General features: G+C 42.9%; 6 protein-coding genes. All 6 read right to left on the bottom strand.

Annotated elements, in window-relative coordinates; genetic code table 11:
• Window positions 1–127: 127 nt before the first annotated feature.
• The 6 genes from L1077_RS12130 to L1077_RS12105 are packed head-to-tail and all read right to left on the bottom strand — an operon-like array spanning window position 128 to window position 16,577.
• Window positions 128–4,228 carry a poly-gamma-glutamate synthase PgsB gene (locus tag L1077_RS12130; RefSeq protein ID WP_237137083.1) on the bottom strand — a complete coding sequence of 1,367 codons (4,101 nt, stop codon included), beginning with the start codon at window positions 4,226–4,228 and terminating at the stop codon, window positions 128–130.
• Window positions 4,218–8,486 carry a hypothetical protein gene (locus L1077_RS12125; protein ID WP_237137082.1) on the bottom strand — a complete coding sequence of 1,423 codons (4,269 nt, stop codon included), beginning with the start codon at window positions 8,484–8,486 and terminating at the stop codon, window positions 4,218–4,220. Before L1077_RS12125 ends, L1077_RS12130 begins: the two co-directional genes overlap by 11 nt.
• Window positions 8,465–9,229: a hypothetical protein gene (locus tag L1077_RS12120; RefSeq protein WP_237137081.1), complete on the bottom strand. Its 765-nt coding sequence runs from the start codon at window positions 9,227–9,229 to the stop codon at window positions 8,465–8,467. Before L1077_RS12120 ends, L1077_RS12125 begins: the two co-directional genes overlap by 22 nt.
• Entirely contained in the window at window positions 9,216–11,507 is a 2,292-nt protein-coding gene (locus L1077_RS12115) for a hypothetical protein (protein WP_237137080.1), read from the bottom strand. The genes L1077_RS12120 and L1077_RS12115 overlap by 14 nt, the downstream gene beginning before the upstream one ends.
• The gene (locus L1077_RS12110; RefSeq protein WP_237137079.1) at window positions 11,494–14,607 is read right to left on the bottom strand and encodes a poly-gamma-glutamate biosynthesis protein PgsC/CapC; all 3,114 of its coding nucleotides are present in this window, start codon (window positions 14,605–14,607) and stop codon (window positions 11,494–11,496) included. The genes L1077_RS12115 and L1077_RS12110 overlap by 14 nt, the downstream gene beginning before the upstream one ends.
• Window positions 14,607–16,577 (bottom strand): hypothetical protein, encoded by a 1,971-nt coding sequence (locus L1077_RS12105; RefSeq protein WP_237137078.1) that lies wholly within the window; start codon window positions 16,575–16,577, stop codon window positions 14,607–14,609. Before L1077_RS12105 ends, L1077_RS12110 begins: the two co-directional genes overlap by 1 nt.
• Between the last annotated feature and the right edge of the window lie 2 nt (window positions 16,578–16,579).

The raw sequence follows: 16,579 nt of genomic DNA, 5'->3' as shown, positions 1-16,579 counted from the left end.
TAAATTAAAATGCCTTTGTCTAATCTTATTTTCCTAGTTTTGAGTGCTCAGGTCAATTAAAATACAAAAAATGATTGGAATTTATTATTCCTTAAATTTTATTCTAGATTAAATTAGTTAAAAAGTACTAATTTTTGGAGCTTGGGATTCTTTTACGTTTCTGTTGTAGAGCCAGCCAACCTGGCTTCTGGCTGCGATTGAGTGCGGCCAAAACTGCAATGGCTTTTTCGAGCGTGATACGCTGTGATGCGATGTCTTTATAAACTTGTTGAGCTGTTTTTTTGCGCTTCACAGCAGCACCGGCATCTAAAAAAGACTCCACGACTTGCAGGACAAAGCGGGTCACACGATTTTGTTTTACCTCTTCTTCCTCACTGTTTGATTTGGGGTCTTTACTTTGCAGGCGCTCTTTTAGATGGGCGATTTCAGCCTGACTAAATTCGTTTTGAGCATGGGGTAATTTACTGAGCTTACCAAGAAAGTCATTAAAGTAGTCGTGCTCTATTACGCCGATCCGTGAGGTTTGTGCGAGTTTCATCAACCCTTGTCTAAACTGTGCTTGGCTGATGTGGTGATTTAACAAATGATCGCAGGTTTGATGTAGATGATGCCATTTTTGCCACGCATAAACGTAGTTAAGACCGGCGCCTTTTATGTTTTGCATACCCACAATAAGTTGATGTTGGCCATCTAATCCGAGTTTGGCAATTTTTCGAGTGAGTTCATCGGCGCTAATGTAGGGGTTTTCTATTAGCCGCGTGCGCGCCGCAAGTAGTGTATTTAAGTGATCGCTTATTTCTTTAGCGTGTGCTTGCAAATCCTCTATGGACATTATGTCATTGGCCAAATGCCAGCTTTCAACTAAGTGATTAAAATAACGGCGCTGACGTCCACTATCTACATGCTGCTCAAAAAATGCTGCCATCCTAGATTTGTCCTGTAGTGTCTTACAGTCCAACTGGGTGTTTGGGAGCAGCACATTTAACTTATCACAGAGCATTTGATCAGATACTAAGCATTTAAACTGTTCGAGTAGTTTGGCGAGATCTTCTCGGTCATTATTCGTAATAATACGCGTTATACGTGCGCTCAATGCTTGGTTAAAGTAAGCGAGGAAGCCATCCACATTAGTACCGATAACGACGATATAATCAAAGGTGAGATCTTCAATCAGTATTTGCGCAAATACCTTGGTGCGTGCAATGCGGTCATTGCGATTATTGATTAGCGCAATGGTCTGGATTTTGGGCTGCTGGCTTTGACCAAACAAATTTAAGCGTCGCCAGTTTTCTATTGTAGCAAGGCGTTCATTGGCTGACATACTATTGACAAAAGACTGGGTGAGTGCCCCGATGGGCGCTTGCTCAAAATGCTGTAAAACACCAATATCAGGCACAATGCGCTCGGCAGTTTCTTTAAATACGTAATCTTTATTTATGCCTATATACTGCGCCATTTTGCATACCAGTGCGATGTTATCTGGGTGCTCCTCATAGGGGTAGAGTGCACGAATGTCATCCGTGATTTGAAATCCTTCACCCCAATGCACTTGAATAAGTGTCGAATCTTTTTGTTCTGCCGACTTATTAAGAATTGGATACATGCTTTGCTCAGCGGTAAAGACTTGGGTGTTTGAGCCAATAAATGACGACATTTCAGTGGCGACATCTAAACCGGTTGGGCCTAAAATATCTTCATGATCAGGATAAGCATTAGTGATTGTCGCGAAGTTGTCATTCATCCAGCGACGTAAGATCCGCACATATCTTGGCGTCAGTCCCATACATTCCCATAAAAACACGTCTGCTTTTACTGATTTAGCAAATGCCAATACGTCGCTTTGCTCCCAAATACTGGCTTTATCAAAAGGCCTGAATAATGGCAGCTCATGTTGTTCTCCATTGCTGGTGGTATATATCATCATGGCTTCACAGCCAGTTGTTTTGGTGATCACTTTTAGCGCGATACTACTAAATAGCGCTGCCTTTAATCTCTCGGTCCCTGATTTACCACGTGTTCCCCAACCGCCAATAGAGATAGGAATCTGTTTTCGATTTCGTTGTATATCTTGGCTCACTTTAATATGACGAGACCAAAAGTAGGCCATAAAGGCGCAGACAAAAAACACCAGTTGGCCAATGCTATTTTGATAGATGGAATATAAATACTCTTTAAACCCTAAGCCAATATTAACCAGTGCGGTGGTGATGGACGTTCGACTAAACAATTGTCTAATGCCGCTTTCAACTGGGAATTGAGCTTTGTGCGTGGAGCCATAGCCGATAAACTCAATTTGAAATCCAAGCTTTCGAATCGCGTCCAAGTAGTTTTGTTGCTCAAGCTCTCCGCCTTTTCTTAGGCGGTCCAGTGATGAAAACTTGATAGAGATTTGCCAATAGGCACGTATACGTTGAATGAGCTTATGTGGACGTGTGATCAATAAAATGCCATCAGGTGTGTAACTTTTAGCTTGCGCAGGTAATTGATCTTGACTCAGGATAGAAAGCAAATAGTCAGGTAATGGCAAATAGGGTCTCGCGCTATGTTCTTTTAGGTTATAAAGCGCTTCACCAGGTACATTGGTTTCACTTATTTCAGCGGTTGAGCAGCTCGTGACATGCAGCTCAGCAGACGGTTTTTGCGCTTTAGTATGGCTATAACTTTGTCGTTTATCTGTACTTGGCGTAAAAAACTCGTGCCAGATCCGCCAAAACCTTCGGCCCTTTAATGTACCATTGTGGATCTGCCATTGATCACCATGTTGATAGCCATTAAACCCAAGCTCGGACTGTGCAATGAAACTCAGTGCTCTGCCGATTTCTTCATGAGCGGCATCAGTGGAAATTGTGACGGTCTCTCCTAGCGCCAGCTGATCTTCGATACTCACAATAAGTTCTTGTATATAAAAACTGTTTAGTTGCTCTCGAGTTCTGGTAATGAAGCGTCTGACTGCGGTACTTGAGTCTTGTTCTAATTGCAAATTGAGTACATCAATGAATTGTTTAAAAATAGACTCAGGTTGATCTGTTTCTAGTTGCATATTAAGCATCAGCCTAGCGCTTTGCTCTAAAATGATGCGCTTTATCTCGAAGCTTTCTTCACCTTGTAGACAGCGCTTCCAGTGTTTGAATGCCAGCCCATTTTCGCTAAATCTGGCGGCAGTTAACTGCTTAACGAGCGTAAAGCGTATCGCGTTTTCTGTTTCGTAGCGAAATCTGCTTTCTAATAATTGAGTGGCAAACTCATTTTCGTAGCTTGGTATACACTCAATCGTTGCTTGTCTTACTCTATGGTATGGATGAGTGCTCAGCTGTTGTATCAGCTTTATGTCGGAGTCTGTTAAAGCTCTTTGCTGTATCAGCACTTTTGGCATAGCAGCTAAGATAAATAACTGATCATTATTTTTTGGTTTATCTGGGAAGTCATTCACAGACTCTGCAACTTTTGCCCACATAAAGCTGCGAATAAATGTCGGCCTTTGGTGTATCAATATTTCCAGTATATCTATGATGGCGAGGTAAGGTGTATTGTCAGCCTCTAAAAGCTCAATAAGTTGCGCTACCAACTCAGCATCTAATTCAGGATCGGCACTAAATTCATGAATAAGAGAAACTTGGTTAACCAGTGCACGGATCATACCGTGACGAATATGCAGGCTGTTACTGTGCGCCAGCAAATGAATAAAAAACGGTTGTAAGTCGAGCTTTTGCCAAGCGGTATTCAGGTCATCTTTACTCGAACGAAGGTAGCGGTTGGTCAGCGCCCCAAGTTTTGCAATTAAAAATTTTAAGTCTTGTTCAATTTCAGACACTTTTGACTGATAGCGCGCGATGACTGCGCCTTCATCGAACCAGCGTGAAAAGGCCAACTTGTCTTTTTGCAGTTCTAATCGTGAGGCGCCGAGTTGCTCTGCATACTTTAAAATGTGTAATTCTCTCTCGGCTTTTAACTCTGCTTTGTTTAATCGTTCAATGAAACTTTTATAGTCTGCCTCGATGGCTTGCAAATTACCATGATGACTTTCAATTTTATGACGTAAAAACGCAATCGTTTGTAATAATTGCCAATAGGATGCTTGTTCTTGTTCTGGTTTGTTTTTTACTAGCTCCCAATCAGCTAACTCATCGACGAGAGTTTGATATTTGTGCTGATATAGGTTGAGCCAAAATTGTTCTGTGTCGGCAAATAAGAGATCTTGAAGCTGTCGTTTTAACGTTTTATCTGCCATTAATATCTTGCTCTAGGAAGTGTGTTAGTTGTAGTGATTCAAAAATAATTTCATCATGTGCAAAAGGCGCAAAGCCTGTATTTTGTAGGTTACCTAAAGTCACCTCAAAGCGTATGTTATGGTTGTTTCTAAACCAATCTTGTGTCCAATTAAGACTGATCCACCCCGCGGTCTGCTTACTAAAATCAAACAAGGTTTGCCAGCTCAACGAGGTTAAGTACTGCCAAGTTGCATTTGGACGGTTTTGATCTGCGAAGACATAACTACTACTGAGTCCCAATGTGAAAATATGCCCTTCATAATATTGTTGCCAATTCCCGCTCAGTGTAGCGGTGTCTAGGCTGGTCCAGTCTTCATTGGAGGTGGTGCTAATTTGCGCACTAAATTGACTGTCTACCCAAGGTTGATAGCGAATTCGATATCCTGCTTGCCAGCCATGCATATGGTTTGCGCGATAAAAATTGTACATGTCTTGGCTAATAAACGGGTCATCTAGGTATTCTTGTTTTGCTATGCTGGTGTAATAGTAATAGGGTTGCCACCACCATTGATGTCTCACGGATAGATCATCTCGCCAAATTTGACCAATGGTCGCGTCAATATGGCTGGTCAAATGGCTTTCTTGTGCAAGTTCAGCCTCTTGCCAGCGGTTATAGAGTCCAACTTCACCAAACCAAGGGCTGTCGTGATCTAGCCAATTGTATATGCCGTTAACCGCCAAAGACTCATAGCGTAAATTATTAAGTCGATATGCGCCTTCTAGCCGATACCAGTGCTGTCTATAGCGGTTTCTCAAACGGATCCCGAAATCGAGTCGGTGAGCGGTATCAATGGGATCATTGGTTTGAAAAATACCGTCTCTGTCATAGCGCATAAACCCCTCAATATGTGTTCTATTGCCGTTGGCACTGATCAGCGGTTCATTGAAGTGCTTGGCAAGCCGCTCAAATTTCAATTCTGCTCTATTCAGTTTTAGAGGGGTAACAGGGGGGGCGACCGCTAGCTTTTGACGGTTCGTATTAAGTCGCCAAGCAAATAATCGCGCAAGACGCGCATAGTCACTTGGGATCTCAATATTACCAGCAGGGTAGAACCCAATATCTTCTTGGCGTTGCTTTTTCTCGAAGCGTTCAATTTTAACCAAAGCGTCTTTATCGAGCTTCGCTAAGATTGATTGTGATGCGGTGGCATAATAAAACAACTGGCGCTGGTCTAGCTCGATGCTTTGCCAGCGTCTGCCTTGACGAATTTGCACTTCTACTTGCAGGATTTGTGATAAATATGGATTTAGCCAACGTATTTTAATTAGCCCATTACTTAACTCACTCTGCGTTAAGCCAAACTGACTTTGCTGGTCTGAAATTGGCCATGCCGTCTCGCCATTGCCTGTTTCAATGGCGACTAAGGTGGCAGCATTGGATACCAGCTCCGCATCAGAAAAGTGAAACACTAGACGCATTTGCATTGATTTTAATTCACTAAAATCGAGTGAAAGGGTGTGATAAGGACGTACTGTGATCCCTTTTACATCGTCTCTTTTGGCTGTGTGGCGACTAAGCTGTTCTGCGATACTGCGCGTTTCAATAGGGGACAGGTCGACAAGTTGAGTGCCAGCGTAGTTAAGATATTTTTGCAGTGGTACCCAGTGCCCATAGCTTTGCACACGGTCATGAAGTTTGGATAAAGATGCAGGAATATCCAAGCCGTTTAGTTTTGAGAATAACGCAGTAAACTCATGATCTGCTAGGGTTGCGTTTTCTAGCCTAAATAAGCTGTTATTGAGTAACTTAGTAAATGCGGCTGTGTTTTGGGCGTTAGTCGTATGCAGTAATTCCAAAAAAGAAGTGCCTAATGCAAATTCACTGAGTTGTTGTGTTGAGTAAGGGTTAAAGTGTGTTTCATCAAAGATTTGAAGCTGCGCAAAGGTAGTTTGTTTGCTGCTCAAAGTTAAAGTCTCACCAGCGCGTAACGTTACCATACTGCTGGATGCCACAGATAAGGGGGTCTCAATTGGGCTGGTAACGGAAGTAGTCGACAATATGTCGCTGTAAATTGGCATAAAATACAGCTCACTGTCTTTATCAACATGCAGCCAAGCAATGTTGTTTTCTCCAGTTTCTAAGCCAAAACTGCGGGCGCTAATTTGGATATTGATGTTTGAGTGGGCTGTGATAGAAACAGGCTGCTCACCTATTTTGTAGGCTTTATATGAAGCCGTTTCAGCCACTAACTGCACTTGTTTGCGGTGGACAATATCATATCTTGGCTGAATATCTCGGCGCTGACCACCATAGATTGTGTAACCCAACCTATCAAAAAGTGCATTGGATACTTGTTGTTGATCGTGATCTAACCACAATGTCTCAAGTAACTTACCTTGTGATAGCAAAGTACTGGTGAGTAACTGAGGACACCCTTTAAGTTTATGCTTTAGTGCACATAAACCTTGGATATTAAATATTTGATTGGTCTGTTGATAGCGGCTCAGTAACCCTTTTGCAGCAAAATCGCTCAATAATGTATTCGAGCTTTGCAATAAAGCACTTAAGTAGCGCAGTACAGCATTGCTACGGTCAAGTCGTGTAAGAACCGCTAACCGCAATTGCCATGCACGTAGCTGCACATCAGCATGGGGGCTGTTTAATAACATTCTAAGCTTGGGCAGTGCTTTGGTTGGCGCGTGTTTGGCCAAATGCTCAATCTCCCCAAGTTTGTACATCCAATGATTCTTTGTGTACTGGGATAAATAAGGGGGGGGTGGGTCTGATTGTAGTTTGAAGTTAGACAAACTATTGATGTAACTTTTGGCTTTATCTGATTGGATACGAGCGAGCAGCGCCGAAATAGTTGGACTCTTCAATGCTAATTTTCCGGGCTGGGCGTAAAGAAGTTCATTATTTGGTAGCGGCAGCAAGGTACGAATTTGCAGTGCGATATCTATTTTTGCATCACTGGCTGAGAAAATAGTGATTTGTTCTACATCCATATCTACGTCTAAATTAACAGGCACAAACCCTTGTTTTGGGGTCACAGCGATTTTATGACGCATCGCGTTGATTTCTACTATCAGCTCCGCCGCGCGATTAGTTCTGACATATAAAATCGCACTGTTTGTGATCCTCTGTTCCTGACTCAAATCAAACTTGAGCGATTTATTCAAGCGGTTATATTGCAGCATGCTGGATGTTTGGCTTTGGAATAAGTACTGCTTTGCTGTTCTTGCCGTTTGGTATACAGAAACTAGCCTTTTGTGTGTTGTGAGTGGCTTTTGGGCATTGCTGGTCGGCGTTAAAAACGTGCCTGTTGATATTGTACTGATAAAGTCTTGATGGCGTCTTAACTCAAGTGCGCTGGCGCTCTCAGGCTTAAATTGAGTGAGTTGGTTGATGTTATTTTCAAAGTAAACTTTGTTTAGTGCACTGTCCAAATTATTGACCCAGTATGGACTGAGTAATTTTTCTTGATGTTTTATCCCCGCATTTTGATCATAAATGGCGCGATGCATTTGCTCTAATTTAACCCAGGTTTTAGTACTGCTTTTTAAGGTCAAATAACTGTTTGCTGGCACAGCGAGATAATCGACATTGCCAACACCAAGTTTGTGTTGTGTATATTCCTGAGCTTGTGCATCGGAGACGTTAATGATACTGATTGGGGCATCATTTACCAAGGCGACAACCTTGCCGCCTTTTTGCAGGTCATACAGGTCGCGATGTACTGTGAGTTTTAGCTTCTTTGCTTGCTCAAAATACAGCTTCACACTTTGCTGGCTATGTAATGGATATAAAGTGGTATGTTCCTGTGCCAGTGCAACGGTTTTGCCTGGCATTGGGAATTTGACTGCGCGACGAAATGGATCTCTGTGGGAGTGCTGATAACCACGCCATATTTCAAACTTTCCATCTTGCTGCTGGTTGTAAACTTTTAAAATCCGCGATCTTGCAGAGGCACTTAATTGACACATGTGCTGCTGGCATAGCCATTGTTGCTTGGTGATCTGCATAAAGGCATTTAATGTTTGCCCTTGCCAAAATGCCAGTGATTCAAGGTTTTTAAGGGGGGTTACAAGCCACTGTCCTGCAGGTAAGAATAAGTACTTAGCCTGCTGATGAGTGAGACTAATATCAGCAGCACTGCGCTCCAGCGCTAAAGTCTCGGCATCGTACCACTGCACATCAGCTTGTAAGTTGGCAGTTTGTGCTAGGCAAACGGAGCTTGTCAAACTTAGAAACGCAATCAACGTGAATATGAGAGGCATAAATTAAATTGCTCCATACTGGTTGATTGAGTGATCAGTCGCTTGCGCATCGGCTTACTGATCTCGATATGAATAAACCGATGTGGGGCGAGTCCTATCTTGTGCAGGATGTTTTTAGTGCCACCGAGCTCGAAAATATCTTTTTGATAAATATAGGTATGATTACTTAAACCCGATAAACAGCGCTGCAACTTTGCCAATTTTGCATTGTAGCTTCGACCTTGGCTAAGTATAAAGTCAGCCTTTTTCCCTTCGGGGGATTTGCGCTTTTTTTGATTAAATCCATGTATTTGAAAAATGGCGGCGTTGGGGTGAGCAAAGTGAAAGGCTTTGATGGCAGCAACATGCAGCCCACGCTTTCGCTTGGAGTAATCCATTGGCAGCTCATCTAGGCTTTGGCTATGCCTGTGATGGGTATTAAAAACCATCATATTGCAGCTAGATTCAAAGAGTGCCCGACCAATTTTGAATGTGTACTTGTCGTGAAATTGATGAGGAATAGACACAAAGCAAGGGGAAGCCGCTACGCGATATATGAGTGCACCTCCACCATTGATGGGCGAAGTGGCAGTCAGTGTATGTACAGGGCTGCGTAATTTCCCCTGCTGTTGATATTCCCATGGCTCAATCGCTTGCGGCTTTGCTATCCAGCTATTAATTTGCTGCCAGCTTAATTGTGATTGTGCAAAGCCGTTAAAGCTTGTAATGCTGATGAGCGCGATGATTATTTTATGTATTTTCATTTTGCCACCATAAAGGGGTAAGTGGTTGTGCGCTATGTTCTTCTAAAATACTTATCCACATTTCATCTTCAGCCGATATCGCAAATTTTTCAAGTGTTTGAATATCTGTTCCTATTTTGATTGTGACAGGCGGATAGCTAACGATATTGGTCGATTGCGGATGCAGCATAAAAGCAGGAACTTGCGATGGTATGAGCGCATACCTTTTAGTTGCCACCGTATATTCATCCGTGATGCCGATTTGATATCTTCCACTAAGGCGAGTATTGATAATGAGAGGCGCTTGTCCATTCTTTGCAGCTGGATAAATAAAAGGCTTAATGACAATCGATAGAGGCCTGTTTTTACCGCGATAGTCTAAAGATAAAGTATCGCCGCGATTGATTTTGTACAGACGCGTTTTAATGAAGTGACGCTGCTCACCTTGGTTAATAAATACATGATTTGCTTGGCTTGCACTGGTGATGATCGAGTTGTCAGTGGTACTGCTCGTTGCATCAAACTCAATGTATGTGGGGGCTTGTGTTTTTAATGCGATCACTTTTGGGATCTTGAGAGAAGGGTCCTGATCCGAGTTAATTGAGTGAATATCATCGAGTTGTCTAAAGTGAACTTGTGTTGGCTCACTGGGCGGCTCGAAATAGTTAGCAGGGCTGTAAATTAATGCGGTATTCGAAATTGGATGCCGGTCAAATAGCGATTCAGATGCATAATCTGTCTCTTTAATAACAGGTAAAGGTGGGGCTTCAAATAGTCGTACTTTTAGGATTTGTTGTAACTCTGTAAAAATAAACTCATTAGTTGCTTTTTGTGCAAACCAAGCGCCAATTTCAACAAAGCCAGTTAAAGGGTTATCGCACAGTTGTTCGCAGACCACATTCTGATAATGAAAATCACGATGTCTGCTTTGTAGCTTTACAGCAACACTGGTTTTGCTAGAAATTCTTAATTTAACGGCTTCATCAGGTAGGCGGAGATAATATTTTTCACTTTCATTAACGGCTTGGCGCAGTGTTTCAGGTGTTATTAACCGATCGAATTGTGATAGCCGCGATTCCAAACTTATTTTGTGGCGAGCAAAAATCTGACCTTGTGCGTCGTATAAAGAGACTATCGCGTGTGAGTCCTCAGGGGTTAAATCCCGAATATCGAAGACCACATCACTACCACCTGAAACAGCATAATCAACAGGGGTATCAGGGGTTAATACGTAGTAATAACTGTGTAAGGGTGCAATTGGTTGCGCGTGTTGATACCACTGGGTTAAGGCGGGTAAACTGGATTGCACAGTCACTAAACCAGGCCTAATATCTTCTATTTTATAGCTATTATCTTCGAGCTCCACTGCGCTTAGTTCAATAGGCGCCAGTTGTTGGCTCAAGTCATGCCATGTTAGGCGTAATGTACTGACAGGCACCGTCGACGTAAAATGAAGGGGGGCGGTACTTTTAACTCTAAAAGTGGCTGTGAGGTCTGGCGCTGAGTAAAAGCTATCGAGATCCCACTGTTGTGCAGAAAAATCATAAGTGATGACATTATACGGCAGTGTTTCGTATAAGATGTCACTGACGAAATCGATATTGGGTATGCCTTGAGGCGCCAGTTTTTGCCAATCATATCTTACTGCGTTGGTAAGCTCCCACGGCGCGAGCGCATTGCCTCCTAGGGTATGGTAATTGAGCATTCTCTCGCGCCAATCAAGTGGTAACTTCAACCATATTTGCTGACTGTCATCGGTATCTGTAGATGTTTGCGCGTGAAGCCTGACGACAACACCTCTAAGTGTATCTTCTTCAGGGATAAGCTTGAGCTTGATTTGGCTGGCATTCGGGTAGCGTGACACATCGATATAAAAAGATTGCCCAGAGGCCACCGACAGCGCCTGTCTATCCTCTATAATTTGCTTTACTTGCTGCTCTTGCGCTGCAAGCACCAGTTTTGAGGCGTGGTGGTAAGTGTGTTTATTGAGTTGTACGCCCTGACTATCAAACAGTTGGTATTCGATTGCATAGTTTACAGGTTCGTCAAATACTTGTTGTCCCTCAAAAATGGCGTTTGATAGCAATCTGACTGCGCGCGTTCTGGATGCTGAAAAATTAAATGCAATGTACTTGTCACTAGGTAACCAGTGCACAACTGAGCGTGTTTCTTCTTCGCTGCGCTCTTCTAACTGCTCAGCAGATGCCAGCCATGTAACGCCATTAAAGCTCACCCATAATAAGACTAAGAGCAAAAATCCAGTCGCGCTAAGGTGTAACAGCTTTTTAATCCAATACATGCATTAGCCCCCCTGTAGCGTAGTTAAAATCCCTGATTGTCAGCACTTTATTGCTGGTGGGGGTGTAAATAGCAAGTAATTTATCACGTAGCTTAATTGTCAGAGCAAGCTGTTGTGATTGCTCTATGCGTACGGCTTGTAATTGGCATTTTGGATATTTTTGACAAAACTCTGATAGCAGTGGCAAGTGCTGATCTTGCGAGTACTGTTCTGCAAGTTGCAGCACCTTCTCTAACGAGGGGGGGTTGTCTAGTAGCCAATCATTGGGGCTCAACACTAAGGTATTTAAAGCTCTTACTTGGGGATCTCTTGATACTGCGAGCAGGCGTTGCAAGAGCGCTTGCTCTGAGATGGCAAAATGCTGTTTAAAATCGGAGGCCAGCCACAAGGTAGCAAGTTCACTGATTGGGCTAAATAAGCGGTAGCCAGATTGCGGTGACGTACCGATCTCAAGCCCTCTTGTTTGCACTTGCCCGCTAACAACTTGTGTATTCACACCCAAGTCAATTAATGTGTATTGTAATTCTTTCAATGTGTTAGCGTGTTGTTCATCTGGGTTTGTGAATTGAAATGCGATTGCACTGGGTCTAACGTATGAAGGTGCGCTATGACTGCGCACTTGTAAGCTTAAAATCGGCTGTTCAGCGAAGTAACGTAGTGTACTCTGATGTACGACGTTAAACAGACTTCTCACATTACCCGGGGCCATGACATTAGCTTGCTCATTCGCGTATGGGTGAGCGCCAGCGATTGACAGTGCTTTGGCGCCTGTACTTGCAAATAGATCACCTGAGAACTTTAGCGTATTACTTTCAAATAAAGGTCTTGGAACTTGGATATTGAGCATGGCACTTGGGTGCAGGTTAATAACATATAGTCCTTGGCCCTGCTGTAAACTCTCTTGGTTGCTCAGTGGAGCCAAGACAATATACTGGGCTTGGTCATTATCTATGATTTGCAGCTGATAACCCATCATATTAGCAATGTGATTAATTCGGGCTAGACGGTTTAGCTCATCCTGATCAAATTCTCTATCTGATTGCTGAGCCACTAATTTATACAGTGGACCGAGAATTTCAAATTCCCAGAGTGCCGCTTCATTATTTGTCAGCTCTTGGTAGTGATTGCTGCCTTTGGCACTGATATAGGGAGCGAAGGTTTCGATGACCTCATCTAGGCTAGTGTCAATAAAGGTGGCAGCGACATTGCTGCCGCTGCTGGTGCTAAGAACAACCTCTGAAAGCAAGTTGGAGTAACTCGCGCCATCGATATAGGCTTCAACCATTTTTCCATTAAAATCAGCCGTGGGCATACTGCTGGTGTGCAACATACCAAATTGGCCTCGCTCGAATCCCATGAGGTTGGTAAGTTGCTTCTGAGATAATGAAGTAGGTAACTGATTAAAAATCCAAAATTGACTATTTACCCCGTAGGGGCTCAATTGTAAGTGAACCCGGGTATATTGATTTACTGACCGTATTTGCAGTACTTCCAGCTCCTCAAAAACCGAGAAAAACGCACTGTAATAGGGACTTTGCTGGGATACTTGCTGTGTTGCGATTGAAGGCGTGAATTGCGTGCCTAGTACCAGTGCATCACTACCAAGTAATTCAAATAAAAGTCCCGCAGCATCACTGGCGACTCGCTCACTTGAAGGGTAGGGGACGCTGATAATATGAGACTTACTTGGTTGTTTTGATAAGGCAAAAAAGCCCCTTACTGCACTTGTGTCTGTGTCCTTAATATACAAGTACTGTTCGTCTTCATATAAAGAAAATTGTGCCTGTGATAATAGTCGCCTAGCTAACAGAACGTTTTCCCGCTCTTGTCTGTTGCGATTAAGTACTCGAATTGCACTCATAAAGTGTTGAATGGACTGAGCCTGTTGATATTGGCTTATAGAGACAGGTTCACTTTGTTGCGTATAAAGGTAGCTTTTATAGGCGCTGATCTGTTGGCTGAGCGCAATATCAGTGTTGTCGCTTGAATTGATCTGCGCAGGAGTTGTTGCGAATATCGCAGGGATAAACATGATTAAAAAGCCAGTGGTTATGGCAATTAATCCGCCGACTATTGAGGTTTGGAAAGTTGCGCGGATCACCAGTCCTAAAGCATTTTTTTGGTAAATTTTTAGCGCTAATAGGGTGGACAGCATGTAACCAAAAGCAAAGGTATCAGTCACTTTTAATGTCGGATAATAATGTACAACAACATAATTTAAGATAATTTTGTATAAAAAGCCGATATTGAAAAAGAATAGTAATAGTCGCGCCCCTTCAAAGTTTGCGTGGCGCAATCGAGTGAAGGTCAATATGGAGCCGCCAAGTATCAGGATCACAGCGGTCTCAGCAAAGGATGTGAGTAATTTCGTCGGTTGCATGAGCTGCAACGCGAGCAGTGCAGGCAGCATGATGCCGTTAAACTCCCAGCCGTATTTGATGTTGGCACGAGAGGCAATAAAGGCAGTGATCACTAAAATGATATAGGCTTTGGGCGCTGCGACAATAGAGGCCGCAACAGCTTCATACATGATTGCCAGATTGGCAATACTAAAATTGGTGAAAGGCATGAGCACAAAGCGGACTAACAGGTATGTCACAAAGAGCTGTATTAGTGTGACCCGCATGCCATATTTAAATCCACCATTCCACATGACGTTTGCAGTTAAAGCGATGATCACCAGACCCAAGCTGTAGAGTTGGCTGGAGTAGTCAAACGTGATATCCCATTGTGCTAAGTACATGGCAACTAACGGCCAAAATAGCGTATCCATCACCACTCTGACTAAAATACTGATTAGGATGATGGCAAAAAAACGGTCTCTGCCAAACATTTCGCTAAACCCAAAGCGCTCCATGATTGTTTTAGCACTAAATAACATCACAGCATAAACAACGATAGCTTCTATGATGATAACTACCGCTGATATTGGCGTAACTATGAAAAGTGGCACAAGGTAGCCTGGAACTACGAGTCCAGTAAGCGGAAATCCAAAGCGTAAATTCAACATACAAACAACGGCGATGCCAACCCAGACTGTTGTAATCACAGACTGTCCTAAGCCACTGCCGGTCGGGAAGAGTTGCAGCACCCAATCCATTAAGTCTGCACCTTAATATGATGTTCTTCTGGGTCGAGTGGTTGCATCATTTCTAATTGTTTTAACAGTAGAGCAGGGTCATCTAGCTGTTTAATTAGATAGGAGATATCGATAAATTCAAATAATATTCCGCCTACTTCAAAAGGCTCGCCAATGCTGCTGGTGGAGCGAGATGATCGCAATGAACGAATACTCAAAATAAACGTTGCTTGCCCTAATTGAGCAGGCATATATAACTCGCCTTGTTGTAAGGTGATATAGCGTAATTTCCCTTTGGCTTTTTCACTGTCAAGGTGGGTGACGCGTTCTAACAAGTCTAATGCTGTCATCTCAAATAAAGACATTTCATTATGCTTGGCGATTTCTTCTATTTTCTGGTTAGTTTGCACTACTTGTCCAAAGAGGTTAAACATGATCGCGGCAGTGTGGATCTGGTTAAATACATGCTCAAGCGTCGATAGTTTTTGCTCCATATCGCCAATGGAGGATTTAACTTGTTGACTCAAAGGTTTTTGCAGCGCCAAGGTTAATACCTTGGTAAGTGCACTGGTATTGGCTTTTTGTTGGTTTTCAAATATCCGAAAGTGAAAAAGTAACTCGCCTATCTGGTTTGCAAAGCGATTTACATTTTGTACGAATCGTTCTTCGTCAAAGTACTCATTGGGCTCAACCGTCATTGCCCAAAAGCCTCGAATATCTCCTGCATACATCAAAGGCACCACATATTGTGCCTCAGCTTCTTTTAAGTCATTGAAAAATGGTCTCGTTATATGTAAAGCACCAAATGCTTTGATGGCGTCCGAGTAGGGAGGACGTTCATAGTCTCTGCGCATCTCGTGGATATCGGATAAACTGCAATTAATGGCGCGTATTTCATGGAGCCTATGGTCGCCTTCAGTGCGGGCAAGAAATATCGAACGATTTAAGGCAAGCTGCTGATTTACCAGTGTGATAATTGCATCCCAAGGGCTGCTTTGCGCGCTAAAAGCTTGCGGCAAGTAACGTCCCATCATCCGTTGTTGAACGTTGCCTATGATGTCATTTAACTCAATTTCTTCAACCCACTTTCGAGAAAAGAACACCCATAAGAGCGTAACAAGGTTGGTAAAAATAATTTGTCCAGCTGGTAAAAAGTAATCAAAGAAACGAACGCTAAGATAGACCGAAGCGATACAAAGCAAGATAACTGCACATGCGATTAAAATCCCTGTGTTAAAGCTGCACCTTTGATAGGTGATGAGCAAAATCGTTAATATTAATAACTGTAGGGCTGCAGCATATGTGATAGGCATTAAAGTTACTAAGGTCTGCTCAGCAAAGTTATCAGCAATATAAGCGTGAAGATAAATAGGGTCTTTGAAAGAATCTATTTTTGGCGCACGTACTGGCAGAGCAAACGCTAATTGGCGCTGAGAGACGAGCACTACTTTATCCTGTAGCTGAGCTAAAAATACATCATCTGAGAGCAGTCGTGTTGCACTAAATTTAGTGAGGGCTTGTGGCGCAAGTGAAAAATCAAGCAATTGACCTTGTGCTTTGTACTGAGGGTCGAATACATGTTGCCAAACACTTTTACATTGTTCTGGTGCATCTTTAATGACGATTTCATAGCCAAGCCACGACTCTAAGCTGGGTAAACAGTATCTAGAGTCGGCGTATGGGAAATACACGTTGTCAAAAGAGAGGTGCTGCTCACCAGAGACATGGCTGAATATCACTATGGCTTTGGCTTTATTTTTACGCAGTTTTGAAATGATGTCACTTTGCTGCGCTACGAGGTTGTCAGACTCAATCACAACGACTTGGGTATTTTGCCGATTGAGGTTTTGGCTAAGCTCGAGATAAATAAGTGCATTGAGCTTGTCTAGCGTTCCGCTTAAGGTGACTAATAAAATCAGGGCGCACAGCAGCATCGTAGACCAAAAAGTCTTTTGTCGTTTGATGATAAAAAACTGCTGCTTTATCGACATGT

It is taken from the genome of Pseudoalteromonas luteoviolacea (assembly GCF_021654285.1).
GTDB classification, from domain to species: domain Bacteria; phylum Pseudomonadota; class Gammaproteobacteria; order Enterobacterales; family Alteromonadaceae; genus Pseudoalteromonas; species Pseudoalteromonas luteoviolacea_J.
Note: the sequence above shows the minus strand (reverse complement) of the source record. Positions and strands in the feature narration are given on the sequence as shown.